Genomic DNA, 25,916 nt, shown 5'->3' on the forward strand with positions numbered 1-25,916 from the left:
TATTCCGCAGTAGCTCAGTGGTAGAGCTATCGGCTGTTAACCGATCGGTCGTAGGTTCGAGTCCTACCTGCGGAGCCATATAATATAGAGAAGTACCCAAGTGGCTCAAGGGGCTCCCCTGCTAAGGGAGTAGATCGCTTACGCGGTGCGAGGGTTCGAATCCCTTCTTCTCTGCCAGAAATTGGCCCGTTGGTCAAGTGGTTAAGACACCGCCCTTTCACGGCGGTAACACGGGTTCGAATCCCGTACGGGTCATACGAAAAGAGATAGCATTATATGCTATCTCTTTTTTATTTGTCTTGTGTTAATGGATAATTAATCCTCAACCTTAATCACATGAGCATTAATTAAAGAAGATAGTTTTTTATTTAAAATACAATTCTTCGGTTTAATATCAATAATAATGCTAAAGCACAATTGCATCAATGCGCTCGCAATTAACGAGGATAATGCGCCCACGTCCATCTATAAATATAGCAAGACCCGTGTTAAAGTGAAATCCTGTGAAATTTGAAACGGCTAATGGTGTGCCATTAACTAAAATTTCGTTTACTTTTTTTCCTAAATTAAAGGTGTTTAAAAGGCAGCAAATACCTTCAAAATGTTTTTGTTTATTTTTTGTATTTGAAGGTTGTTTATGTGTGTCCTTTACTAAATTTGGATTGAATATGCTAGGGATAGCAGTATGATTTATGAGAATTGACATGTTTCTTCCCCTCTTCCTCTTTTGTTTATCTCGGATAGAAATATATTTTGAAATTATAAAAAAGAGCTTTTTTCAAAGCTCTTTTTTATAAACTAGTGTGCCTCAATTCGAAGTGCTTGAATATCACGGCAATCTATAAGAATTACTCCTCCTGCTTCTTCTCCTTCTGTATCTACGAAAGTTGCACAAAAGTTTTCAGGATTAAAATTAACAAAAGTAACATCTTCTATTACGTTTCCGTTTAGAAAAATATCTACTTCTGTACCAGGCTGTAAATCTTCTAATTGTTCACAGACGCATTTTGTATGCTTATTTATATAAACCAACTCCTTTCAAAATAAATTTTTGACTCAATATATTATATTGGTAAGCTGAAAAAAGGTGTGGACAACTTATATAAGGTATATAAACTAAAATAGCTTTCGGCTCTATTAGTTATCAAATTGAATTCCTATCAACGAGAGATGAAGAAATCCGTTATTGATAAAAATTACATTGTACTTATTATGGAACTATTTCCTAATGCTATAATGGGATAAAGGAACTAGATGTAACTGCGGCAACTATTCACTATTTAAACGCCAACTCGTTTTGAAGCGGTTGATTTAAACAGTTCTGGTTGTTTAGGCTCAATCCTTTGTATCCAATACGAACAGACTATAGTGGTGGATAGACTTATGATTTTGAAGGAAATAGTATGTGAATGTAGAATGTGTTTCGCTAAGATTGGGATGGATTCTACACTTGATACTATAATTTTCTCTCATCTGTGAAAAAGTTCACAAATAGGTCATAAATTGTGAATATATTCACAAACAAACGTGCTACAATATGTGTGTAAGGAAGTTAAACAATATAAAATCAGTATTTTAATTATATACTTAAATGACAATGATAATAATGAAATGAAAAATAGAGAGGGGATTTTACCATGAAAAAAGGTATTAACCGCGTAGTATTAGTAGGAACAGGAGCTGTAGGTTGCAGCTATGCATATTCTATGATTAACCAAGGTGTAGCTGAAGAGTTTGTTCTTGTTGACGTAAACGAAGCAAAAGCAGAAGGGGAAGCAATGGATTTAAGCCATGCTGTTCCATTTGCTCCAGCTCCAACAAAAGTTTGGAAAGGCAGCTATGCAGATTGTAAAGATGCAGATCTTGTTGTTATCACTGCTGGATTACCACAAAAGCCAGGTGAAACTCGCTTAGATTTAGTTGAGAAGAATACAAAAATCTTTAAACAAATCGTTCGCGGCATCATGGATAGCGGATTTGATGGTATCTTCTTAATCGCAACTAACCCAGTTGATATTTTAACTTATGTAACTTGGAAAGAATCTGGATTACCAAAAGAACGTGTAATTGGTTCTGGTACAACTTTAGACTCTGCTCGCTTCCGTTACATGTTAGGTGAATACTTAGATGTGGATCCACGCAACGTTCACGCATATGTTATTGGTGAACATGGTGACACAGAGCTTCCAGTATGGAGCCATGCTACTGTTGGTGTACAAAAACTAGAAACAATCTTAGCAAACAATGAAAAGTACAATCAAAGCGATTTAGATGAAATCTTTGTGAATGTACGCGATGCTGCTTATCATATTATTCAACGTAAAGGTGCAACTTACTACGGTATCGGTATGTCACTACTACGTGTAACTAAAGCAATTTTAAACAACGAAAACAGCGTATTGACAGTATCTGCATACCTTGAAGGACAATACGGACAACAAGATGTTTACGTAGGTGTTCCAGCAGTTATCAACCGCCAAGGTGTTCGAGAAATTGTAGAGCTTGAATTAAATGAAGAAGAAGAATTGAAATTTGATCATTCTGTAAAAGTGCTAAAAGAAACTATGGCACCAGTACTATAATCCAAATTGTATAAAACCCTTTCCGGCAGCCCCCTGTATATCCCCCTTTTGCCGGAAAGGGTTTTTTTATGTTTTGCTGAAAGTTAATTACTCTTTAAATGTAATATGTATTTTGCTCTAATAGGAAGTAATGAATCGTAGTAAAATTTCCCCTCTTTTTCACTTAAAAAAATTATTCTAAAATAAAGCGCTTACAATGAATATTCGTCAAAATTCGATATTTTCAGCGGAAATTTATAGAATTACCATGAATTTCCGCTGAAAAAACGTATATTTTTTTAAAAACTCGCAAGGATATTTACATTTATCGAAGAATAGTAATAACATATTTAAAATTCTGTCATCTTGTGAGGTGAACATAGTGATTGTAACAAATTGTAATGAGGAAAAAATGCTATTGTTTCATAAAGAGAAGTTTTACGATAGCTACGAAATATTTGGTGCTCATCTAACGAAGGAAGATGGGGTGCAAGGAACACGTTTTTCCGTATGGGCTCCTCATGCACAAGCTGTGAGTATTGTAGGAGATTTTAATGGATGGAATAATCAAATTCATAAAATGGTGCGAGTGACAGAGGATGGAATTTGGTCTTTGTTCATACCAAATGTAGCTCAGCTGGAATTGTACAAATATGCAATTAAAGCCTCAAACGGGCATACAATTTTAAAAGCTGATCCGTATGCAATGTATGCTGAAGTGAGACCAAATACGGCATCCGTTGTTTATGATATAAAAGGATATAAATGGAAAGATCAGAAGTGGTTTCAAAAAAAGAAACGAAAACCAATTTATAATGAACCGTTAGCAATTTATGAGCTTCACTTTGGTTCATGGAAAAAGAAAGAAGATGAGTCTTTTTACTCTTACAGAGAAATGGCAGATGAGCTTATTCCGTATGTAGTAGAGCATCAATTTACTCATATTGAAATTATGCCGCTTGTTGAACACCCATATGATCGTTCCTGGGGATATCAAGGGACTGGATATTATGCACCGACAAGTAGATACGGAGCACCGCAGGATTTTATGTATTTTGTCGATGAATGTCACAAATATGGGATCGGTGTCATTTTAGATTGGGTACCAGGGCATTTTTGTAAAGATGCTCATGGGCTTTATTTGTTTGATGGAGAACCAACGTATGAATATAGAGATCTTGATGTACAAGAAAACCACGTATGGGGAACTGTGAACTTTGATTTAGGAAAACAAGAAGTACGAAATTTTCTCATTTCGAATGCATTGTTTTGGATGAAGTATTATCATATCGACGGCTTTCGCGTTGATGCGGTTGCTAACATGCTATATTGGGAGCGAAATGGGGGGCAGGAAAGTAATGAACATGCTGTATTATTTCTGCAACAGCTGAATGAAGCAGTATTTGCGGAAGATCCAACTTTCTTAATGACTGCGGAAGATTCAACAGCATGGCCGCTCGTAACTGCACCAACATATGAAGGTGGACTTGGTTTTAATTATAAATGGAATATGGGCTGGATGAATGACATTTTAAAATATATGGAATGTGCGCCGGAGTATCGGAAGTATATTCATGACAAAGTAACATTTTCACTGCTTTACGCGTATTCTGAGAATTTTATTTTACCGTTATCACATGATGAAGTTGTGCATGGGAAAAAGTCACTATTAAATAAAATGCCGGGTGATTATTGGTCCAAGTTTGCTCAGCTTCGTTTATTGTATGGCTATTTATTTACACATCCAGGTAAGAAGCTGCTCTTTATGGGCGGCGAGTTTGGACAATATGACGAATGGAAAGACCTTGAAGATTTAGATTGGGACTTACATGATTTTGAAATGCATAATCGTACGCATGATTACTTTAAGGAGCTCATAGCATTGTATAAGCGCTCTAAGCCGCTTTGGCAGCTTGATCACACAGACAAGGGTTTTCAGTGGATTGATGCGGATAACCGTGAGCAAAGTATTTTTTCGTTTATTCGCCAAGGGGAGAGAGAAGAGGATGTTCTCGTTATCGTTTGTAACTTTACAAATGCGGTATATGAAAACTATAAAGTTGGCGTACCAGCATTTCGCTATTATAACGAAATTTTAAATAGTGATAGTTCTGCATACGGCGGTTCGGGACAAATCAATAATAAGCGATTAAAAGCGATTATGGAACCTTATCATAATCAGCTTGCTCATGTTGAAATGACAATACCACCATTTGGAATTTCAATTTTACGGCCAGTGAAAACACGAAAGGGGAGTAGTAAACAAGATGGTACAAAAGCAGACGTGCGTAGCAATGTTATTAGCAGGGGGAAAAGGTAGCCGTTTAAGCGCCTTAACAAAAAATTTAGCGAAGCCAGCTGTTCCATTTGGCGGTAAATATCGCATTATTGATTTTACATTAAGTAACTGTGCGAATTCTGGTATTGAAACAGTGGGGATTTTAACACAATATCAGCCGTTAGAATTGCATAGTTATATCGGTATTGGAGATGCATGGGATTTAGACCGTGTAAATGGAGGGGTTACTGTACTTCCTCCTTATGCGGAGTCTTCTGGGGTGAAATGGTATACAGGAACGGCAAGCGCCATTTATCAAAATTTGAATTATTTAAAGCAGTATGATCCGGAATATGTTCTCATTTTATCTGGCGATCATATTTATAAGATGGATTATGCAAAAATGCTCGATCATCACATGGAACGAGAAGCAGATGTCTCTATTTCTGTTATTGAAGTACCGTGGGATGAAGCAAGCCGCTTTGGCATTATGAATACGAATGAAGCGATGGAAATTGTTGAGTTTGAAGAAAAACCGCAGTTTCCAAAAAGTAATCTAGCTTCAATGGGCATTTATATTTTTAATTGGGCTATTTTAAAAGAGTATTTAGAAATGGATGCAAGAAATCCAGAATCTAGTAATGATTTTGGAAAAGATGTGATTCCGCTTTTATTGGATGAAGGTAAAAAGCTTGTTGCGTATCCATTTAACGGGTATTGGAAAGACGTTGGAACAGTGAAGAGCTTATGGGAAGCAAATATGGATTTGCTTCGCGAAGATTCAACGCTCAATTTGTATGACCGTGATTGGCGAATTTGTTCTGTTAACCCGAACCAGCCGCCTCAATATATTGCACCGTCAGCTAAAGTGGAAGAGTCGTTAATTAATGAAGGTTGTGTTGTAGAAGGTGATGTGCAGCATTCTGTATTGTTTCAAGGGGTAATCGTGGAGGAAGGCAGCAAGGTTGTAGATTCAGTTATTATGCCAGATGCCAGAATTGGAAAGAATGTTGTGATTGAGCGTGCCATTGTTGGGCCGGGAATGGTCATTGAAGATGGAGCAATCATTCGTCCGGAACGAAATATTGAAGACGTTGTATTAATTGCAGAGGAAAATTAAATGAAGTAAAACTAACGATTAGCAAGGGGAGCTTAATCTTTTCACAAATAGTTAGTGGAAACAATCGAAGCTTTTATGGATAGTGATTCTATTCCTATCTTCTTTGATTTTATAGAAGGTTACGGTGATAATTTTACTGTCTGATAGGGCGTGACGAAAAGGGGATGAGATGAGTGAGAGAATCAATGTTAGGAATTATTAATGCAACAGAGAACTTTCCATCTTTACAGCAAGTAACAAATCATCGATCATTAGCGGTATTGCCGTTTGGTGGGCGCTACCGTTTAATTGATTTTATGCTTTCAAATATGGTAAATTCTCATATTCATAGTGTAGCCATTTTCACAAGTCATAAAAATCGTTCGCTCATGGATCATCTCGGTTCTGGGAAACAGTGGGATTTAGATCGGAAACGCGATGGCTTATTTTTATTTCCTCCAAATTGCCAATGCGATCAGGATGAGTTTGGTTCGTTTGCTCATTTTGGAAGACATATTGATTACTTTTTACGTAGTAAAGAGCAGTATGTTGTGATTACAAACAGTCATGTTGTAACAGCGCTTGATTTCCAGGCTGTATTAGAGCGCCATTTATATACAGAGGCAGATATTACCGAAGTATGTCACCAAGGCGAGTCACTTCAGACATATGTATTAAAAAAGGAGCTATTATTACATTTGTTTGAGACGTATCAAGACATGGGATATTATAGATTACTTGATGTTGTAAAAGAAAAACGAAATACATCATTGCATATTGAAAGTTACGAGCATACTGGCTATGTGGCGGTAATAGATTCAATTGAAAGTTACTATAAACATAGTTTGGAAATACTGCAGCCGCATATTTGGAAGCAAGTGTTTAAGAAAGAAACGCCGATTTTTACGAAAGTAAAGGATGAGCCGCCAACAAGGTACGGAAAAGACGCGAGTGTACATAATGCGATGGTTGCGAATGGCAGCATTATTGAGGGAGAAGTAGAAAATAGCGTTGTCTTTCGTTCTGTAAAGATTGGAAAAGGTTCGATTGTTCGTAACAGTATTATTATGCAAAAGAGCCAAATTGGAGAGAATTGTATACTAGATGGTGTAATTATTGATAAGGATGTAAAAATTGAAGATGGGACGACGTTAACAGGCGGAGCCCATTCTCCATTTGTTGTAGAGAAAGGAACAATACAAAGCAGTAATATAACGATTTACTAAGATGTATATTTGAAAATTGAGAGGAGGAATCTGCAGCAGTAAGCATAGCTTGCCTATGCTTACTGCTGCAGAGAAACAATCGCAGTGAATATTTTATTTGCAGTATCAGAATGTGTACCATTTATTAAATCGGGTGGATTAGCAGATGTAGCTGGAGCACTTCCAAAGGCATTGCAAAAACTTGGAATGAACGTGCGCGTTATGCTTCCGTACTATAGTTTAATTCCAGAGCATGTACGAAAAGAATGTGTGCTTCATAAAGTGATTACGGTTCAGCTTGGTTGGCGTAATCAATATTGCGGTATTTTGAAAATGGAGCATGAAGGAATTACGTATTATTTTATCGACAATGAATATTATTTTAAACGCGATTCACTATATGGTCATTATGATGATGGCGAACGTTTTTCATTTTTCTCAAAGGCGGTATTAGAATGCATTCCGCATATAGATTTTGAAGTAGATGTTCTGCATTGTCATGATTGGCATACAGCGATGGCGAATTTTTTATTACGTGAAAAATATTGTGATCAGCCATTATACGAAAAGATAAAGACAGTCTTTACGATTCATAACTTGCAGTTTCAAGGCGTGTTTCCGCGCATCGTTATGGATGACTTATTGGAGCTTGGTAATGAGTATTTTCATAGTGAACAGCTTGAGTTTTACGGAAACATCAACTTCATGAAAGGCGGAATTGTCGCCTCTGATATGATTACAGCGGTAAGTCCGACATATAAAGAAGAAATTCAATATCCATTTTTCGGAGAGAAGTTAGATGGTTTATTGCGTAAATATAACGATAAACTTGTTGGGATTGTAAATGGAATTGACGGTGTTTTGTACAATCCGAAGAATGATAAAACGATAGCGGCAATGTATGATGCAAATTCACTTCATAAAAAAAGAGATAATAAACGTGCATTGCAGCGTTATTTTGGATTACCAGAAAAAGAAGAGGCACCTATTATTGCGATGGTTACACGTTTAACGCAGCAAAAAGGATTAGATTTGGTGCGTCATGTTTTTCATGAAATGATGCAAGAAGATGTGCAATTTATTGTACTTGGATCGGGCGATAAAGAATATGAACAGTTTTTTGAACAAATGGCATATGAATATCCAGATAAAGTGAAAGTGTATATCGGATTTCATGAAGAGCTGGCACATCAAGTGTATGCCGGGACAGACTTGTTTCTAATGCCATCTTTATTTGAGCCATGCGGCCTTGGACAGTTAATTGCCCTTGCATACGGAGCGATTCCAATTGTGCGGGAAACAGGCGGTTTAAATGATACAGTTCAATCGTACAATGAAGCTATAAATGAAGGAAATGGTTTTAGTTTTGCGAACTTCAATGCGCACGATATGCTGCATACGGTGCAGCGTGCACTGCACTATTATCATGACAAAAAGGTATGGCAGTCTCTTGTGAAACGAGCAATGACAGAGGATTATAGCTGGAAGCAGTCCGCACGTAAGTATAAGGAGCTTTATGAAAGCTTGTTCGAGTCAAATGAGGAACCACAATCTCATGAGGAACAAAAGGAGATTGATGAGAAGCAACCGATTCTTTTTGTTCATCAACAGTAGGAAAGCGTAATTGATACATGTTTCACTGAACGGGTTATATGTGTGAAGGATTCATTCGTTAGAACCGGATTTGGAGGGCTAACCAGCAGCGGGAAATCCACTGCTGGTAGTTTCATTTTGGGAGAGGTGAGAGAGATGTTTTCGAGTACAGAGAGTTTTAAAGCTGCTTTTTTAGAAAAGTTAGAAACGATGTATGGTAAAAGTTTTAAAGATTCGACTGTGCAAGATCAATATAATACGCTCGGACATATGGTACGTGAATATATTAGTCAGCGCTGGATTGAGACGAATGAACGATATCGGACAGACAATCAAAAACAAATGTATTACTTATCGATTGAGTTTTTATTAGGGCGTTTATTAGGAAGTAATGTATTAAACTTGGGAATACGTGATGTATGCGAGAGAGGATTAGAAGAACTTGGGATTTACTTACAAGACCTTGAAGAAATTGAAGCAGATGCTGGACTTGGAAATGGCGGTCTTGGTCGTTTGGCGGCCTGTTTTCTTGATTCTCTTGCTTCATTAAATTTGCCAGGACACGGGTGCGGTATTCGCTATAAGCACGGTTTGTTTGATCAGAAAATTGTGGATGGTTATCAAATCGAGCTGCCGGAGCAATGGCTGCGTCACGGGAATGTTTGGGAAGTACGAAGGCATGATCAAGCTGTGGAAGTTAATTTTTGGGGACAAGTTGATACATTTCAGTCAAAGGATCGTCTTGAATTTCGGCATATAAATGCGGAAACAATTATGGCTGTACCGTATGATGTACCTGTTGTTGGTTATCAGACAAATACTGTAAATACACTGCGTCTTTGGAGTGCAGAGCCGGTTCCATTTCCTCCAAACTGCAAGGATGTATTGAAATATAAACGGGAAACGGAAGCAGTATCGGAGTTCTTATATCCAGATGATACGCATGATGAAGGAAAAATACTTCGTTTGAAACAGCAATATTTTCTTGTGTCTGCTAGCTTACAAATTATTGTTCGGTTGCATCGTGAACGAAATGGCACGCTGCGCAATCTGCATGAGAAAATTGCTATTCATATTAATGATACGCACCCTGTCTTAGCAATTCCGGAATTAATGCGCATTTTGCTTGATGAAGAAAAGATGAGCTGGGAGGATGCGTGGTACATTACAACACATACGATTTCTTATACAAACCATACAACCTTATCTGAAGCGTTAGAAAAGTGGCCGATTCATATTTTTGAGCCGTTATTACCACGTATTTATATGATTGTCCAAGAAATTAATGAGCGTTTTTGTCGTGATTTATGGGAGCGGTATTCGTATGAGTGGGATCGCATTGAAAATATGGCAATTATCGCTCATGGGCTTGTGAAGATGGCACATTTAGCAATCGTTGGCAGTCATAGTGTAAACGGTGTTGCTAACATTCATACGGAAATATTAAAACAGCGAGAAATGCAATTGTTTTATGAGTTTTATCCAGAGAAATTCAATAATAAGACAAATGGAATTACCCATCGGCGCTGGTTATTAAAAGCAAATCCGCAGCTGTCGAAATTAATTTGTGAAACAATTGGCACAGATTGGATGAAGGAGCCAGATCAGCTGCAAGCTTTAGGAAATTATAAGTATGATGCAGCATTTCAAGATGCACTTCACAATGTAAAACAAGTACGAAAAGAATTGTTAATGAAGCGGATTGAAAAACAAACAGGTATTGTTGTTGATCCATATTCTATTTTTGATGTGCAAGTAAAGCGGCTGCATGCATATAAGCGACAATTATTAAATGTGCTGCATATTTTATATTTGTACAATCGTTTAAAAGAAGATTCTAGTTTTTCCTTTTATCCGCGTACATTTATTTTTGGTGCAAAGGCATCGCCTGGTTATTATTATGCGAAAAAGATTATTAAACTTATAAATGAATTAGCAAGAAAAGTGAATGATGATCCGTATGTAAATCAATATATGAAAGTTATTTTTCTAGAAAACTATCGCGTTTCTCTTGCTGAAGATATTTTTCCAGCGGCAGATGTGAGTGAACAAATTTCAACTGCAAGTAAAGAAGCATCAGGAACCGGAAATATGAAATTTATGATGAACGGTGCGATAACGGTTGGTACGCTAGATGGTGCTAATGTTGAAATAAAAGAAACTGTTGGAAATGATGCTATCTTTATTTTCGGTTTAACTGCAGAAGAAGTACTACATTATTATCAAAATGGCGGATACCGTGCTAGCGATTATTATCATCATGATATGCGCATTCAGAAAGTCGTCAATCAGCTGACAAATGGCTTTTTTGAGGATGCGGGTGATGAGTTTGAAGCTATTTTCGATTCCCTTCTTATTCAAAATGATGAATATTTTGTTCTCCGGGATTTTGCACCGTATGCAGATGTGCAAGGAAAAATTGGAAGAACATATGAGAATCGAAAAAAATGGCTTGAAATGAGTACTGTTAATATTGCAAAATCCGGTCATTTCGCAAGTGACCGAACAATCTTACAGTACAGTCGTGATATTTGGAGAATCGCAGAGGGCATGAGAGCGCGGTAAAAGAAAGTAGAGTTTCATCTAAATAGTTTCGAGAAGCGGAACAATTGTTTACTAAAGGAAAACGAAAAAAACGACTTGTAAATATTTCAAGTCGTTTTACTTTGTGGCAGAAGTAGGATAGAACGGTGCATATAATATACCGTGTCCATCGTATTCTGCTGTAGCAAAGTACGGAAATGTAAAGAAACCTGTAAAAACAACAAGCATAACTAGAAAGAATGTAACGATAGCTTTTACTATGTTCGGTCCCCAATATAGACCTTTTAAGAAAGAGCGGCAATTGACGTTTTATAAGTTGTAATGTGATGGTTTTTTGTAATGGAATTCATATTTTTCGTAAAGGTCATACTGCGATGAATATGGGAATATTCCCATTTATTTTCTTCGAATTGTACTTTACGAGGAGGAAGAAGCGGGACGACATCAAATAAATTTACGAAGCGAAAGCTGTTGGCCACTTGCATTTTATAATAATTTCGGAAGGCAATATCTCCGACTTTCGGGGAGCCGAAATTGTAGAGAGTGTAATGAGAGAATGAAGTGTTTACACGGGCGTCTAGTATGTGCAGGGTAGCAAGGGCTCCTCCTAAACTATGTCCAGTAACGAAAAGTGTTTTATGAGAAGGTAAGGAAACGAGGGTGTCCATTATTGTATCTCGACATGATTCGTAAATAGAAAGAAAGCCACTATGAACATTGCCGCTATTTACAGTAAATGGATATGGCTTTTGTTGGACCATCGAATCGGCCATCCAATCACGGTCGGATTGTGTCCCGCGAAAGGCTACAATAATTTGATCTTCTGATTCTAAAATAAATCCAAACCATGTTGTTGTTTGAATGGCTTTTGCCTGAAAGCCTTGTATATATCGAAAACCTTCGGGAATGGTGAAAATGCCATTTTGCTTATATTGCTCATATGTTAGTTCGCAGCATGTAGCTAACAACACAGCGGTATCCTTATGAAAGGATACAGAAGTTGGCATAGAAAAGTCCTCCTCATGATGAAATATAATTCAATATATGAGGAGGATATGGATTTCATTCTTTTACTTAACCCGCTCTAACGGGCAGTAAAGGCTAGGGAAGAACGGGGAAGAAAACTGCCCGTAAGAGCCCGATTGGTTAGTTAAACTTTACTCGTCGCCATCAAGAATGCGTCCAAGTCCACCGAGAATACTGCCTTCTCCAGAATTTTTTGCTCCTGGGCCAGCAATGCGCTGTGCTAAGCGGCTTAATGTTAAAGATTGAACCCAAACTGTTCCCGGCCCTTGTAATGTTGCGAAGAATAGGCCTTCACCACCGAAGATTGCACTTTTTACATTACCGACAAATTGAATATCATAATCAACATCTTGTGTCATGGCAACAAGGCAACCTGTATCAATTCGTAATTTTTCTCCTGGTTTTAACTCACGCTTATAAACCGTTCCGCCGGCATGCATAAAAGCAAGGCCGTCACCTTCAAGTTTTTGCATAATAAATCCTTCGCCACCGAAGAAGCCGCTACCAAGCTTTTTTGTAAATTCAATGCCGACAGAAACACCTTTTGCAGCACATAGAAAAGAATCCTTTTGGCAGATTACTTTCCCGCGATACTCAGTTAAATCAACAGGGATAATTTTCCCAGGATACGGAGCTGCAAATGAAACATGACGTTTTTCATGTCCTGTATTTGTAAATACAGTCATGAATAAGCTCTCACCTGTCACGAGACGTTTCCCAGCACCGACAAGCTTGCCGAAAAATCCACCTGTTTGTGCAGCACCGTCACCAAATACTGTTTCCATTTCAATATTGTCTTCCATCATCATCATAGCACCAGCTTCAGCAACTACGCTCTCTTGCGGATCTAACTCAATTTCAACAAATTGCATATCATCGCCGTATAATTTGTATTCGATTTCATGTGATTTCATGGTTTCACCTCAATTATAAATATGTATATCCATATTTATATTGTACCGAAACATTTTCAAATAGAAAATACAAGTTTTGTTAATTTTCAAAAAAGATATTTCTGTTTTATTTGACGTTTTATTTCGGGCATGATATAGTAAAAGAACTATTGAGCTGCATAATGTGGTACGGAAATAAAGCGTGTTTGTTTCAAAGCATTAGCTTGTGAGGAAATCGTGATGTTTATCTCGACCTTTGTATGTAGTTTCCAATAGATAGATTTCTTTTTTATTTAGGAGGTACATGCAATGCAAACAGGAAAAGTAAAATGGTTTAACGGCGAAAAAGGTTTCGGTTTCATCGAAGTTGAAGGTGGCGAAGATGTATTCGTACATTTCTCTGCAATTCAAGGCGAAGGCTTCAAAACTTTAGAAGAAGGTCAAGAAGTTTCTTTCGAAATCGTTGAAGGTAACCGCGGACCTCAAGCTGCTAACGTTACTAAAAAGTAATGAAGGCAAAAGAAACATTCCTGAATAAGGAATGTTTCTTTTTTTTTATCCCGCTCAAAGGAACAGTAAAGGTGTAAGAGATACAGGGAAGAAACTGTTCCTAAGAGCCCGATTGGTTCAACTAACCATCGGAGAAAGGACACTCCGATGGAAGTTTCACTTTATCCCGCTCTAACGGGCAGTAAAGGCTGGGAAAGAGCGGGGAAGAAAACGGCCCGTCAGAACCCGATTGGTTCAACTAACCATCAGTGAGAAAAGCGTCACTGATGGAAGTTTCACTTTATGGTCTTGAACTTGACTCATCTGAAGAAAGTTCACCGTTAAAGGTTCTTCTTTCGTGGTCATCTAGCATTTGTTCATATTCTTCATGTGCTTCTGTGGCATATACTTGTACGTTTTTTCCGTACATATCTGTTCCAATAAAGTTTTCAAAATCCTCAACATATCCGCGCGGTTCTTCTGCATCTACATACATCTCATTAAAATTTTTAGAGTCGCGGCGCTCTAAATCAGCAGGAGTTTCTGACGTTCCATATAAAGCAACATCTTGCCAAGCATCTTCAGCATCATAACCAATAGCACTATCCATATCATATTTACCAAAAGGAGGCTCAATAAGTTCTTCCTCAATAGGACGTGCACCAAGGATTAGTTTATTATGTGTATGTTCGATACAAGTTGTTGCAGTCGGCATTGCTTCTAAACGTTCAAGTGGAATTGGTTCACCTGATACTTCGCAAATCCCGTATGTTCCAGCTTCTATTTTTTGCAGGGCATGCTTTACATCCGTAAGTTGTTTATGCCAAAATTCGACTAATCCTAAGTCTTTTTCACGTTCATACAATTCTGTTCCCATGTCTCCAGGGTGATTATCATACGCAGAGAGTTCGCCAACTGAATCACGTTCAGAAGCTTGCCCTCGATTTTCATGATTTTGCAGCGTTTGTTCAAGCTCCTGTTTTTGTTTTTGTAGTACAGATTGAAAATGATCCATTTGTTGTGGAGTTAGCATAAAATCCACCTTCCTACAATTCGGTTTCTTTAAGTAGTATGAGCTCAATTACAGGAATTATTACGTCAATATATCGGCGTTTCGACACAGTATAAAGACCCTTTGACAACATGTGACATGAATCCACCACAAAAAAGCGCAAGTGCTTCCACACTTGCGCTTTTCTTATAGGAAATATCCAAGTAATAACCCAATTCCCATTAAAAATCCGAAAATTGTATTCGTTTTTGCTGTGGCAACCATCGCAGGTGCCATTTCCATTGGGATGCTCTTTCCGATAAAACCTTTCGTTGCTTTAAATGCTTTTGGAACGCTTAGAAAGACTACAAGCATCCACGGTGAGGCAATACCGACAATAATAAGGGCAATCGTCCATATATAAGAAATGATAAACATGGATGCTAACACGCTAATTGCATTGTTTCGTCCGACTAAAATGGCTAATGTTTTTCGTCCGTTTTCTTTGTCGCCATCTAAATCGCGAATATTATTGGCAAGTAGAATGGCTCCAATTAAAATAGCGTTTGGAATGGATAGTAATATAACTTCTGATGTTACAGTTCCAGTTTGAATAAAGAATGAAATTCCAATAATAATAACACCCATAAATAATCCAGCTGTTAATTCTCCAAAAGGTGTATAGGCAATTGGAATTGGACCGCCTGTATATAAGTAGGCAACAGCCATACAAACAAGACCGATTGCCGCAAGCCACCAACTGGAGCTCATACAAATGTAAACTCCTAATAAAATTGCGATGCCAAAGAATCCAAACGCTAAGTTTAATACTGTTTTCGGCTGAATACCATCGCGAACAATTGCACCGCCAATCCCAACGGATCCTTCATGATCGAGCCCTCTTTTATAATCGAAATATTCATTAAACATGTTTGTTGCTGCCTGTATGAGAAGGCAAGCAAGAAGCATGCTAAGGAAAAGGGGAAGATTTATTTTGTTAATACCTTCAACATGCATGGCATAAGTTGTTCCAATAAAGACGGGAACAAAAGCTGCAGTTAATGTATGAGGACGTAATAAACTCCACCAAATACGCCAGCCTGTTTGTTTACTTGGCTTTGGCTGCATGGAAGAGGAATTCGTTTCAGCTTTTACTTCCATATGGAATCCTCCTATCTGTCTATAGTGTAAAATAAAATGAGTCCTTAATGCCCATAAGAGCGGGCGAAGTACACAATTAAGTGTAGGAAAAGCGTCATATAGTGTCAACGTTTATTTTCTAGGAATGTGCTCGGATTTTCTCAGAAATGCTAAACATTGACACACCTTTCATTTGAGGTGTATCTTAAAATCAAGCGTATTTATGACTATTTTTCGCCCATAGGGGGGGAGACTGTGTGATTCAAACGAAACAACATGATGTAAAAGATGTGATTCTTACTGCGATTCAGCGCGCGGCTGACGGGCAAGTACTCGTTAGTTTTGTGAAGCAAGTGGAATGGATTGATCCACTCCTTTTTTATGCAGCAGGAACACAATTTGGATATAGAGACAGATGTTATTTTGCAGATCCATCGCAGCACGTTATCTTTGCTGGAGTAGGTTCTGCCTTTACTATAGCAAATTCTTCTAATAAGCGCTTTCAAAATGCTCGTCAAGAGTGGACGCGATTGAAAGACGAAGCAGTAATTCATCGTGATACTTACGAATTTGGAACAGGACCGCTTTTATTTGGTGGTTTTGCTTTTGATCCACGAAAAGAAAGAACAGATTTATGGAAGTCATTTCACGATACAACACTGCAATTGCCAGTCTTTTTGTTAACGGTAAAGAATGAAAAGGCATGGTTAACAGTAAATCGTTTTGTTTCCGGAAATGATTGTGCAGAAAAGATTTATGAGGAATTGCAAAACGCTGAGGAGCAATTGTTGCAGCAAAGCAAGGATTCCTTCGTGGAAGAGCATGTGACCATTCTTTCGAAAGTAGAGGTAGAGCCCGAGAAGTGGCTGCGAGCAATTGAACAAGTACAGAAAGAAATGAAGCGAGGAGCTGTTCAAAAAGTTGTGTTAGCTCGTGAGATGCAACTTGTTATGGATAAAGATGTTGATTCGGCTTCTGTTTTGGCAACACTTCGCATAGGACAACCGGATTGTTATGTATTTGCGTTTGATTATAAAGGAACATGCTTCTTAGGAGCAACGCCAGAAAGGCTTCTTCGTAAAGAGGGAGAAACATATACATCCATGTGTCTTGCCGGTTCGATTGGACGAGGTGCTTCAGAAGAGGAAACGAAAGAGAATGGATATGAACTTTTGCATGATGAGAAAAATTTAGCAGAGCATGATTATGTTGTAAACATGATTCGCAGTGTGTTAACAAGGCATTGTGAAACGGTCGATATTCCATATGAACCGCAATTATTGAAGACGAAAAATTTACTTCATCTATATACACCAGTACAAGCAAATGGAAATGGTGATTTATTATCGATGATTGAAGAACTTCATCCAACACCAGCTCTTGGAGGAACACCGCGAGAAGAAGCGCTGAAATTGATTCGTGAAGTAGAGCTATTAGATCGAGGGTTATACGGAGCGCCAATGGGCTGGGTTGATGAACAAGGAAACGGAGAATTTGCCGTAGCACTTCGCTGCGGATTATTGTCTGGTAAACAAGCTTCGTTATTTGCTGGATGCGGCATTGTCATTGATTCGAAGCCGCATTTAGAGTATGAGGAAACAAGGCTGAAATTTAAGCCGATGCTTTCTGCTTTGGAGGGACTATCTAGATGAGCAATCATATAGAAGCATTATCATATTACTTAGGCGCGTTTGTTGATGAATTGGCGCGCCTGCATGTGCAGGATGTTGTCATTAGCCCGGGGTCGCGATCAACGCCGCTTGCCTTATTAATGGCGCAGCATGAACAAATCCGCACATATTTACACGTGGATGAAAGATCAGCGGCCTTTTTTGCTCTTGGCATTGCGAAGGCAAAAAAACGCCCTGTTGCCTTATTATGTACATCAGGTACAGCGGCAGCAAACTATTATCCAGCTATATGTGAAGCATTTCATTCGCGCGTTCCGCTTCTCGTACTGACAGCGGATCGTCCGCATGAATTGCGAGATGTTGGTGCACCGCAAGCAATGAATCAATTTCATTTGTTCGGTTCGTTTGTAAAACAATTTATTGAAATGGCACTTCCAGAAGCAGCAGAATCAATGTATCGATATGCACGGATGACAGCGGGACGAGGGGTAGCAGCGGCATTACAAACGCCGAAAGGACCCGTTCATGTAAACTTTCCGCTTCGCGAGCCGTTAATTCCGAATTTCTCTTTAGAAAATTTATGGGAAAAAGGCCGCGGAGAATACGAAACAATCGTTCATCAAGGGAAAATAGCGGTGATGGATGAATATGCAGCATCTTTACGAGAGCGCCTTTCGCATATGAAAAAGGGGCTTATTGTATGTGGTGATGATAGCCATCCAAATATTGCAGAAGCTGTCGTGGCTTTTTCAAAAGCATATGGTTATCCGATTCTTGCAGATCCGCTTTCTGGGCTTCGCAGCGGTCTTCACGATAAAGAGACGATTATAGATTGCTATGATACATTTTTACGAAATGAACAACTTCGCGATAATTGTAAGTCAGATGTAATTATTCGCTTCGGCGGCATGCCAGTTTCTAAAGCACTTACGCAATATTTGAAAAAACAAACGGAAGCATTGCACATTGTTGTTGATGAATCTGGAAATTGGCGTGATCCAGCGCTTATGTCCACAGAAGTTGTGTATGCCGATGACGCTAAATTTTGTGAGCAGCTTGTAAATGACGTCAAGCAGCAAAGCAACTATGACTGGCTTCATACGTGGCAACAAATGAATGCCTTAACAAAAGAGAAACTTGTCCAAGTTGAATCGTATGAGCATGCATTTGAAGGAAAAGTGATTACAGAGCTTGTAGATGTTCTGCCAAATGATGCAACTTTATTTGTAAGTAACAGTATGCCAATTCGTGATACAGACACGTTTTTCTTCACAAATGATAAAAATATTGAAGTATTAGCAAATCGCGGTGTCAACGGCATTGACGGCATTGTTTCGACGGCGCTTGGGGTAAGTGTAGCACGTGAGCCGCTCGTATTAGTTGTGGGGGATTTATCGTTCTACCATGATTTAAATGGATTGTTAGCGGCAAAGCTACATGATTTAAATGCGACTATTGTTGTTGTGAACAATGATGGCGGTGGTATTTTCTCATTTTTACCACAGTATGAGCAGAAAGAACATTTTGAAGCGTTATTTGGCACACCGCTCGGACTTGATTATGAACATGTCGTCAAGATGTATAACGGTTCATTCCAGCGCGTAAAAACATGGGAAGCGTTTCGAAATGAAGTGGACAAAGGTACGAGAGAAAATGGACTGCATGTCATTGAAATCCAAACAGATCGTGAAGAGAACTTACAGCTTCATCGTGACATTATGGCAGAGGCAGCAGCCATTGTTTCAGAAGTATTGCAAGGTGAAGGGAAATGAAAGTAAACGTACATGGTGTTTCTTACGAATATGAAGTAATCGGAAGCGGCGAGCCGCTTCTTGTACTTCATGGTTTTACAGGCAGCATGGAAACATGGCGTTCGTTTGTTCCTACATGGAGCGATCAGTTTCAAGTGATTTTAGTCGATATAATCGGACACGGTAAAACGGAAAGTCCAAAGGAAACCCGGCACTATAACATAGAAACGGTAGCTGGGCATCTCATTGCCTTGCTCGATCATTTACAAATTGAGAAAGCGCATATGTTAGGTTATTCTATGGGCGGGCGCCTTGCGCTTACGCTTGCTTGTTTATATCCAGAGCGTGTCTTGTCTCTTTTGTTAGAAAACTGTACAGCGGGACTGATAACAGAAGAAGAACGTGAAGAGCGTAGACAAAAGGACGAACAGCTTGCTGAAAAGATTGAACGAGACGGTGTTGCTGCTTTTGTTGAAAAGTGGGAGAACATTCCGCTCTTTGCCACGCAAAAAAAGCTACCGCTTCATGTACAAGCTCGTGTACGTGAAGAAAGGTTAGCTAATCATCCTGAGGGTCTTGCGAATAGCTTGCGGGGCATGGGGACAGGAGCGCAGCCGTCTTGGTGGCATGAATTGCAACACTTGCAAATGCCGGTCTTACTCATGAGCGGAGAATATGATGAAAAGTTCTTTCACATCTTAACAAAGATGAAAAAACATCTCCCTCATGCTGAATTTGTACAAATTATTGGAGCGGGCCATGCAATTCATGTGGAACAAACGCAAAAGTTTGATACAATAGTAAGGGGCTTTTTGCAAAACATAAAAGGAGGTAGAGACAAAATGACGATTGAATGGGTAAAAGAAGGCAATTACGAAGATATTATTTACTCCACATACAATGGAATCGCAAAGATTTCGATTAACCGTCCTGAAGTACATAATGCATTCCGTCCGAAAACGGTAATGGAGTTAATCGACGCTTTTGCACATGCACGAGATGATGAAAATGTTGGCGTTATCATTTTAACAGGTGAAGGTGGCCGTGCATTCTGTTCTGGCGGTGACCAAAAGGTTCGCGGTCATGGCGGATATGTTGGTGAAGATCAAATCCCACGCCTAAACGTATTAGACTTACAACGTTTAATTCGCGCGATTCCAAAACCAGTTATCGCAATGGTAGCAGGTTATGCAATCGGCGGTGGACATGTTCTTCACATCGTATGTGATTTAACAATCGCAGCAGATAACGCAGTATTTGGCCAAACTGGTCCAAAAGTAGGTAGCTTTGATGGCGGATACGGTGCTGGTTATTTAGCTCGTATGGTTGGCCATAAGAAAGCACGTGAAATTTGGTACTTATGCCGTCAATACAACGCGCAAGAAGCACTTGATATGGGCTTAATCAATACAGTTGTACCATTAGAACAGCTAGAAGAAGAAACTGTGAAATGGGCAGAAGAAATTCTAGCAAACAGCCCGATGGCACTTCGTTTCTTAAAAGCTGCATTTAATGCAGATACAGATGGCCTTGCAGGTATTCAGCAACTAGCTGGCGATGCAACGCTACTATACTACACAACAGACGAAGCAAAAGAAGGCCGCGATGCGTTTAAAGAAAAACGCCGTCCGGACTTTGGACAATTCCCTCGATTCCCTTGATCGGGAAGAGGAACAAAAGAGACTTGAGGAAATTTCCTCAAGTCTCTTTTTTTATGCTTAGCTAGCTTTCTAACATGATTTTCAAAAATCTGTAATAGCTTACAGTCATTATTGAAAAATAATTTATTATTTTATTATATTTATATATAAATTAATAAAACTTTCTAATATTGGATAATTATTTACAAAAAGGTAAATTTTCCTTCTCATAATTTTATCATTATTGTTATAATAGAAATAGTAAAATTAAAATGGTTAATTTTACAATTTTCGCATATTGATAGGGGGAATATTAAATGTCTGGACAAATTCGTATGAGTCCTGAGGAACTTAAAGCTAAAGCAGCTCTATATGGTAGAAGCTCTCAAGAAATTGATAGTATTTTACGCAAGTTGGAAGGGTTACAAAATGAATTAAGAGGTGAATGGGAAGGCCGTGCTTTCCAAGGGTTTGATCAACAATTTAATGAATTAAAACCGAAAGTACAAAGTTTCTCTCAATTATTACATGAGATTAACGTTCAATTAGACAGAACTGCACAAGCTGTTGCAGAACATGATGAACAGTTATCACGTAATTTTGGCTTGAAATAAGAAAGCTTGAATAGTAGAAGATTGATAAATGAGCCATGCGACTTTTGTTGTATGGCTGATTTATATATAAGTGGTTTAATTTTGAAATTTTAATGATAATCATTCTCTCCATTGCAATTATGTTGATGCAGTGTAAGGCTATACATTTGAAAGACAAAAATAAGCTGCATTCTAACAATGGATAAATTATTTCATATTCACAGGAGTGGTAAGTATTGAAGAAAATTCAATGGAGGATTTTGTTGTTTATTGTTTTAGCTCTTGTACTAGCAACGGGAACTTCCTATTTAGCATTAAATCATAAGGTTAAAAAAGAGGATGAAACTAGTGCTAAAAAAATGGCAGTTGCCGTAGTAAACGAAGATCAAGGAACGACGTTTGAAGGGCAGAAAATAAATTTTGGAGATCAGTTTATAAAAAACATTAGTAAAAATGATAAACAACAATGGTATGTAGTAAGTCGCGGAATAGCGGAAAGTGGTTTGAAAAATAATAATTATAACATGATGATTGTTATTCCGAATGATTTTTCGCAGAAAGCTGTTGCTATTAATTCGGATTCGCCAGAAAAAGTAACGATAAGTTACAAAATTAATGCTACTGGTAATAAAGATTTGAAGGCAGAGGCAGAAAATACTGCGGCTTCTATTTTAGAAGAGTTTAATAAGCATATAGTAGATGTTTATTTTGCTAGTATTATTGGGAATTTACAAGGTGCACAAGATAATATACAGGCAATCACCAACAAAGAACAAGCTCAATTGAATGTATATAAGACAGATGTACATAGCCCTTTAGCAAACTATACACAACAGTTTAAAACAGTGCAAGATTATACAGGAGTTTCAATAGATACGTTTAAAGGATTTCAAGGTGTCTTGAATGGGTTTGAACAAAATATTGATGGGACCTCACAATCTAATTTAGCTTTCCAAAATAGTTTTGGTAATTTCCAAAAGACACAAGGGGAAAATAGTTTAGCTGCAAATAATTTCTCTAACCAACTGAATCAATTCAATAGCGATTTAAGTACAGAGGATGTATTAAAAAGGTTAGAAACTTTGGAGTTAACTAACAAAGCGATAGCTGATCAATTCACTCTTGCAGATAAAAATGCTAATATTTTATCAGATTCAGCTGCTATTAAAGATTACTTAACAGATGTTAATGGTAAAATTCGCAGCTACGATGCAGATTTAGCAGAAAAATTAAATTCGGATATTCAAGCGGCGACTCGTGAGAAATTAAAGAAAGACATTTCTGATGAGGATCAAAAAGCTGTATACCTAAATACACTTATGCAGCAACCGAACGATGAAATTAAGAAAAAAATTGAACAGCTAATCAATCACTTACCGAGTGTGAGTATGGAAGAGATAGATCAGCTTTCTTTACCGGATGAAACAAAACGAGAGTTAAAAAACGTTATTCAAGTTACTGGAAAGTACAATACAGAGAATCAATTTAATCCTGAAGGTACAGGACAAACCCCTTTAGGAAATACAATAAAAACCATTAAAGAGGGCCTTGCAACAAATGGAGTCATCTTTAACGATGTCAAAAAAGTACCGAAGATGGATGCTGCTCAAACGTTCACTTTAAATCTTCCGAGTGAGTTTGGTCTATATTCAAATAGTCAGTCATTATTAATTAATGGCAAAGATTATACAGAAGAATTTTTAAGTAAAGGTACAGTTACTTTACCAGCGCGAGAAGAAGGAAATTTAGATGTTCGTGTACATGTTAAATTACTAGATCCGAATGCAAATATAGATGTGTTTACTCCAGTAAATTGGCAGTGGAATTTAGATCATAAGTATGAGAAGAAAACAACTACTGAATCAGGAAAGCCTTCCAATCCTAATGGAAAAGAAGAGGCCGGAAAAACTGGTAATACATCGATAAGTGCAGCCTCACAAAAAGTAACGAAAACAGAACAAACAACGGATACAAATTCAAACAATCTACCTAAAGATTCAAATAACCCTAACAAAGGTGATGGAACGAAGCCAGCTGATCCTAATAAAGGCGATGGAACGAAGCCAGCTGATCCTAATAAAGGCGATGGAACGAAGCCAGCTGATCCTAATAAGGGCGATGGAACGAAGCCAGCTGACCCTAATAAGGGTGATGGAACAACCCCAAGTGATCCTAATAAGGGTGATGGAACAACCCCAGGTGATCCTAACAAAGATAAAACTAAGCTAGAAACAATTGAACGCACGAATGATCGAATCTCACATCAAAAGGCAGAGTATTTATATCCAGATTCAACAAATGTATTAATTAGTGATTCTGTTAAAACAGTACAAGCTTATGAGCAATTGTTAAGTTTGTATGAATTGTATTATGGCTTTGATATGAAGGCAGAAGATTTAGCAACAAAGTTAGAAGAAGGAACATTAAGTGATCAAGCGGCGCCAGATTCTCTTTATTACATTTTAAATAAGCAAGATATCGTAGATGTAATGGCAACCTTTATTGCAAATGAGATTACTGCTGAAATAACGGCAGAAACAAATGATTTAAAGCAAAAAGTCGATACGTATATGCAGTTAGTAGATAATGCAGATCAAAATTCAGAACACTTGGCAGAAGTATTAAAACAAACAACAGAACAAGCTCAAGTTATGAATGCAACTTTAGGAGAATACTTAAAAAATGTAGCAGCATGGCGTGAAAATAGCTTGAAATTAGCAAATGAACAAAAAGTAGTGGCAACTAATCGTGATGGTGAACAAACAGCCGTGTTAGGATTAGATTCCGAGTTTAAATCATTGTTAACGCAAAGCCAAGCTTTAGGTGATATGTCTAAAGGAAATCTATTAGCGGCAGATAACGTGTATAAAACGTTTGATGAAATTAATAATCAGGCAAAAGAAATTCAAGATAGTGGTGTAACGGTTGTATCGAAAGCGAATACATTACTAGATGATTATAGTGAAAAAGTAGCAGATGACAAGGATTTCTCCAAAAACTTTGCGAAAGTACTGTCAAATAGCCGTGTTGGAGAGCGCCAAAATGAAGACTTATATCAATTTTTAGCAAGTCCAGTTCAGAAGCAAAATGATGGTACGATTACAGCTGGAGATGCGTTTACACCGTACTTAATGGTATTGGTATGCTTTATTGTTGCTTTATTTACTTCTTATGCAATCGCACATCAAGAGAAAAGACGTAGTCAAAAAGATGATTTTGCAGAAGAATTGTCTACGATGCTTTCAAATGTACCAATTACTGCAATTACTTTAGGAATTGCAATTGCAGAAGGGATAACTATTGGTATTATTTCAGGACATTTACTAGAATTTGATCAGACACGTAATTTAATGTGGATTGGTTCTATTACAATGATTATGGCTGCTTTAGTTCTTATTTCCACATACTTATTACGTCAGGTAAAAATGATTGGGATGTTTGTATTATTAACGTTCTTTAGTATGTATTTGTTCTTAACAAATGCAGTGGGAATGAATATAGATAAGATGTCGTACTTTGGAAAAATACGTAAATTCTCACCACTTCAGTATCTTGAAACATTTTTAAATAACTTTATAAGTGGTAAAAATAGTGAGCCTGCTATTTTTGGATTTATTATTGGCTTAGCTATTTTTGGATTTATTATCAATCTCTTTGTATGGCATAGAAGAAGAGGAGAGGGACAAGAGTTAGATGATCAAATCACGGAAAGTATTAGTTAATTTATCATTGTTTCTTTTCCTTGGCTCATTTGCCGCGTTACCGATGAGGTGCGCGGCAGAGAGCTACCTCAATGATAATGGGAAAATGGAGTTTAAAGTAGACCGAATAGAACAAACAGATCAAGAGAAAGTGAATAAAGGGGAACAAGAAACGGAATTAGATAAGGCAGGAATAGAATTATTTAATCCAAAAGTAGAAAAAGAAATTGAAGAAAAACAAAAGAAAGAAAAGAAACAGATGCAAGAATTAAGGGAATCCTTATTTCTCAATACAAAAACAAATGATGATATCAAAGATACAAAAGAAAGTTTATTCCAGAAAAACTATGTGGCGCAAATGAGTTCAAGTGAAACAAATAATAATCAAACCACAAAGGAAACACCAATTAGTACAACGATGACGGTACTATTCATCGGTGGGATTCTATTCATTTGTAGTGGTATTTATATCATTATTCGAAAAACTGGGATATAAGGAGAAATATGAATGGCTGTTCAAACACATATTAATGTCAGCGTAGATTTTAGTAAATGGAATGGGGAAACATATGATTTACGCATTCCTAATCATCAATCTATTAAATATTTGTTGAAGAATTTAATAGAAACTTTAAAAATTCAAACTCATGATGGGTCACATTATGTCATAAAAGTTGTTAATAAATCGCTATTACTAACAGACAATGATCGGTTAATAGATTATGAAGTAACTGATGGAGATATTTTACAAGTACTATAACTACTTGGATAAATAGTTTAA

20 protein-coding genes, 3 tRNA genes and 1 pseudogene are annotated in these 25,916 nt (G+C 37.7%); 18 read left to right on the forward strand and 6 right to left on the reverse strand.

The features are described 5' to 3' along the window. Nucleotides 1-3 precede the first annotated feature (3 nt). From LRP84_RS18555 to LRP84_RS18565, 3 genes are all read left to right on the forward strand, one after another. Nucleotides 4-78, forward strand: a tRNA-Asn gene (locus LRP84_RS18555). 8 nt (nucleotides 79-86) lie between these two features. Further along, nucleotides 87-177 (forward strand) — tRNA-Ser (locus tag LRP84_RS18560). A 6-nt stretch (nucleotides 178-183) separates the two neighbouring features. Continuing rightward, nucleotides 184-255: transfer RNA gene (locus LRP84_RS18565), tRNA-Glu, on the forward strand. 151 nt (nucleotides 256-406) lie between these two features. Here the strand turns inward: LRP84_RS18565 and LRP84_RS18570 are convergent. Both LRP84_RS18570 and LRP84_RS18575 read right to left on the reverse strand, forming a co-directional pair. Next, entirely contained in the window at nucleotides 407-706 is a 300-nt protein-coding gene (locus tag LRP84_RS18570) for a hypothetical protein (RefSeq protein ID WP_230576425.1), read from the reverse strand. A 92-nt stretch (nucleotides 707-798) separates the two neighbouring features. Next, nucleotides 799-1,023, reverse strand: a complete 225-nt coding sequence (locus tag LRP84_RS18575; RefSeq protein WP_230576459.1) for a penicillin-binding protein — start codon at nucleotides 1,021-1,023, stop codon at nucleotides 799-801. A gap of 614 nt (nucleotides 1,024-1,637) precedes the next feature. On the opposite strand from LRP84_RS18575, the gene LRP84_RS18580 reads away from it, so the two are divergent. From LRP84_RS18580 to LRP84_RS18605, 6 genes are all read left to right on the forward strand, one after another. After that, a complete protein-coding gene (locus LRP84_RS18580; protein WP_230576426.1) occupies nucleotides 1,638-2,582 on the forward strand; it encodes an L-lactate dehydrogenase in 945 nt (314 codons plus the stop codon). Nucleotides 2,583-2,943: 361 nt separating this feature from the next. Next, a complete protein-coding gene (gene glgB / locus LRP84_RS18585) occupies nucleotides 2,944-4,881 on the forward strand; it encodes a 1,4-alpha-glucan branching protein GlgB (RefSeq protein ID WP_437438792.1) in 1,938 nt (645 codons plus the stop codon). Continuing rightward, the gene (locus tag LRP84_RS18590) at nucleotides 4,829-5,959 is read left to right on the forward strand and encodes a glucose-1-phosphate adenylyltransferase (protein WP_230576427.1); all 1,131 of its coding nucleotides are present in this window, start codon (nucleotides 4,829-4,831) and stop codon (nucleotides 5,957-5,959) included. Before glgB ends, LRP84_RS18590 begins: the two co-directional genes overlap by 53 nt. 173 nt (nucleotides 5,960-6,132) lie before the next feature. Beyond that, nucleotides 6,133-7,164: a GlgC family sugar phosphate nucleotidyltransferase gene (locus LRP84_RS18595; protein WP_230576428.1), complete on the forward strand. Its 1,032-nt coding sequence runs from the start codon at nucleotides 6,133-6,135 to the stop codon at nucleotides 7,162-7,164. An 84-nt stretch (nucleotides 7,165-7,248) separates the two neighbouring features. Beyond that, entirely contained in the window at nucleotides 7,249-8,757 is a 1,509-nt protein-coding gene (gene glgA, locus LRP84_RS18600; protein ID WP_230576429.1) for a glycogen synthase GlgA, read from the forward strand. A 135-nt stretch (nucleotides 8,758-8,892) separates the two neighbouring features. Then, nucleotides 8,893-11,301, forward strand: coding sequence for a glycogen/starch/alpha-glucan phosphorylase (locus LRP84_RS18605; RefSeq protein ID WP_230576430.1), 2,409 nt, complete (start codon nucleotides 8,893-8,895; stop codon nucleotides 11,299-11,301). A 263-nt stretch (nucleotides 11,302-11,564) separates the two neighbouring features. On the opposite strand, the gene LRP84_RS18610 is transcribed toward LRP84_RS18605, so the two are convergent. Together LRP84_RS18610 and LRP84_RS18615 are read right to left on the reverse strand one after the other, a co-directional pair. After that, nucleotides 11,565-12,287, reverse strand: coding sequence for a lipase family protein (locus LRP84_RS18610; protein WP_230576431.1), 723 nt, complete (start codon nucleotides 12,285-12,287; stop codon nucleotides 11,565-11,567). Between the two features lie 150 nt (nucleotides 12,288-12,437). After that, entirely contained in the window at nucleotides 12,438-13,220 is a 783-nt protein-coding gene (locus LRP84_RS18615; protein ID WP_230576432.1) for a TIGR00266 family protein, read from the reverse strand. Nucleotides 13,221-13,508: 288 nt separating this feature from the next. Between LRP84_RS18615 and cspD the strand changes: the two genes are divergently transcribed. Next, the gene (gene cspD / locus LRP84_RS18620; RefSeq protein WP_035432508.1) at nucleotides 13,509-13,709 is read left to right on the forward strand and encodes a cold-shock protein CspD; all 201 of its coding nucleotides are present in this window, start codon (nucleotides 13,509-13,511) and stop codon (nucleotides 13,707-13,709) included. A gap of 280 nt (nucleotides 13,710-13,989) precedes the next feature. Here cspD and LRP84_RS18625 read toward each other — a convergent pair whose 3' ends face one another. Further along, the gene (locus tag LRP84_RS18625) at nucleotides 13,990-14,721 is read right to left on the reverse strand and encodes a yteA family sporulation protein (protein ID WP_230576433.1); all 732 of its coding nucleotides are present in this window, start codon (nucleotides 14,719-14,721) and stop codon (nucleotides 13,990-13,992) included. 165 nt (nucleotides 14,722-14,886) lie between these two features. Then, on the reverse strand, nucleotides 14,887-15,840 hold the full coding sequence (locus LRP84_RS18630; RefSeq protein ID WP_230576434.1) for a 1,4-dihydroxy-2-naphthoate polyprenyltransferase: 954 nt from the start codon (nucleotides 15,838-15,840) through the stop codon (nucleotides 14,887-14,889). A 236-nt stretch (nucleotides 15,841-16,076) separates the two neighbouring features. On the opposite strand from LRP84_RS18630, the gene LRP84_RS18635 reads away from it, so the two are divergent. The 8 genes and pseudogenes from LRP84_RS18635 to LRP84_RS18670 all read left to right on the forward strand — a co-directional run bounded on the left by LRP84_RS18635 (nucleotide 16,077) and on the right by LRP84_RS18670 (nucleotide 25,895). Next, on the forward strand, nucleotides 16,077-17,471 hold the full coding sequence (locus LRP84_RS18635; RefSeq protein ID WP_230576435.1) for an isochorismate synthase: 1,395 nt from the start codon (nucleotides 16,077-16,079) through the stop codon (nucleotides 17,469-17,471). Continuing rightward, a complete protein-coding gene (gene menD, locus LRP84_RS18640) occupies nucleotides 17,468-19,222 on the forward strand; it encodes a 2-succinyl-5-enolpyruvyl-6-hydroxy-3-cyclohexene-1-carboxylic-acid synthase (protein WP_230576436.1) in 1,755 nt (584 codons plus the stop codon). The genes LRP84_RS18635 and menD overlap by 4 nt, the downstream gene beginning before the upstream one ends. Next, nucleotides 19,219-20,007, forward strand: a pseudogene (gene menH, locus LRP84_RS18645) (2-succinyl-6-hydroxy-2,4-cyclohexadiene-1-carboxylate synthase); the annotation flags it as partial. The gene menD and the pseudogene menH, both read left to right, overlap by 4 nt. 36 nt (nucleotides 20,008-20,043) lie before the next feature. Continuing rightward, on the forward strand, nucleotides 20,044-20,862 hold the full coding sequence (gene menB, locus LRP84_RS18650) for a 1,4-dihydroxy-2-naphthoyl-CoA synthase (RefSeq protein WP_098306808.1): 819 nt from the start codon (nucleotides 20,044-20,046) through the stop codon (nucleotides 20,860-20,862). 296 nt (nucleotides 20,863-21,158) lie between these two features. Then, nucleotides 21,159-21,455: a WXG100 family type VII secretion target gene (locus LRP84_RS18655; protein ID WP_098306453.1), complete on the forward strand. Its 297-nt coding sequence runs from the start codon at nucleotides 21,159-21,161 to the stop codon at nucleotides 21,453-21,455. Nucleotides 21,456-21,670: 215 nt separating this feature from the next. Next, the gene (gene esaA / locus LRP84_RS18660; protein WP_230576437.1) at nucleotides 21,671-25,156 is read left to right on the forward strand and encodes a type VII secretion protein EsaA; all 3,486 of its coding nucleotides are present in this window, start codon (nucleotides 21,671-21,673) and stop codon (nucleotides 25,154-25,156) included. Beyond that, a complete protein-coding gene (gene essA / locus LRP84_RS18665; RefSeq protein WP_230576438.1) occupies nucleotides 25,128-25,631 on the forward strand; it encodes a type VII secretion protein EssA in 504 nt (167 codons plus the stop codon). The genes esaA and essA overlap by 29 nt, the downstream gene beginning before the upstream one ends. A 12-nt stretch (nucleotides 25,632-25,643) precedes the next feature. Next, on the forward strand, nucleotides 25,644-25,895 hold the full coding sequence (locus LRP84_RS18670) for an EsaB/YukD family protein (RefSeq protein ID WP_230576439.1): 252 nt from the start codon (nucleotides 25,644-25,646) through the stop codon (nucleotides 25,893-25,895). The last annotated feature ends 21 nt before the right edge of the window (nucleotides 25,896-25,916 follow it).

The organism is Bacillus rhizoplanae, assembly GCF_917563915.1.
GTDB lineage: Bacteria > Bacillota > Bacilli > Bacillales > Bacillaceae_G > Bacillus_A > Bacillus_A rhizoplanae.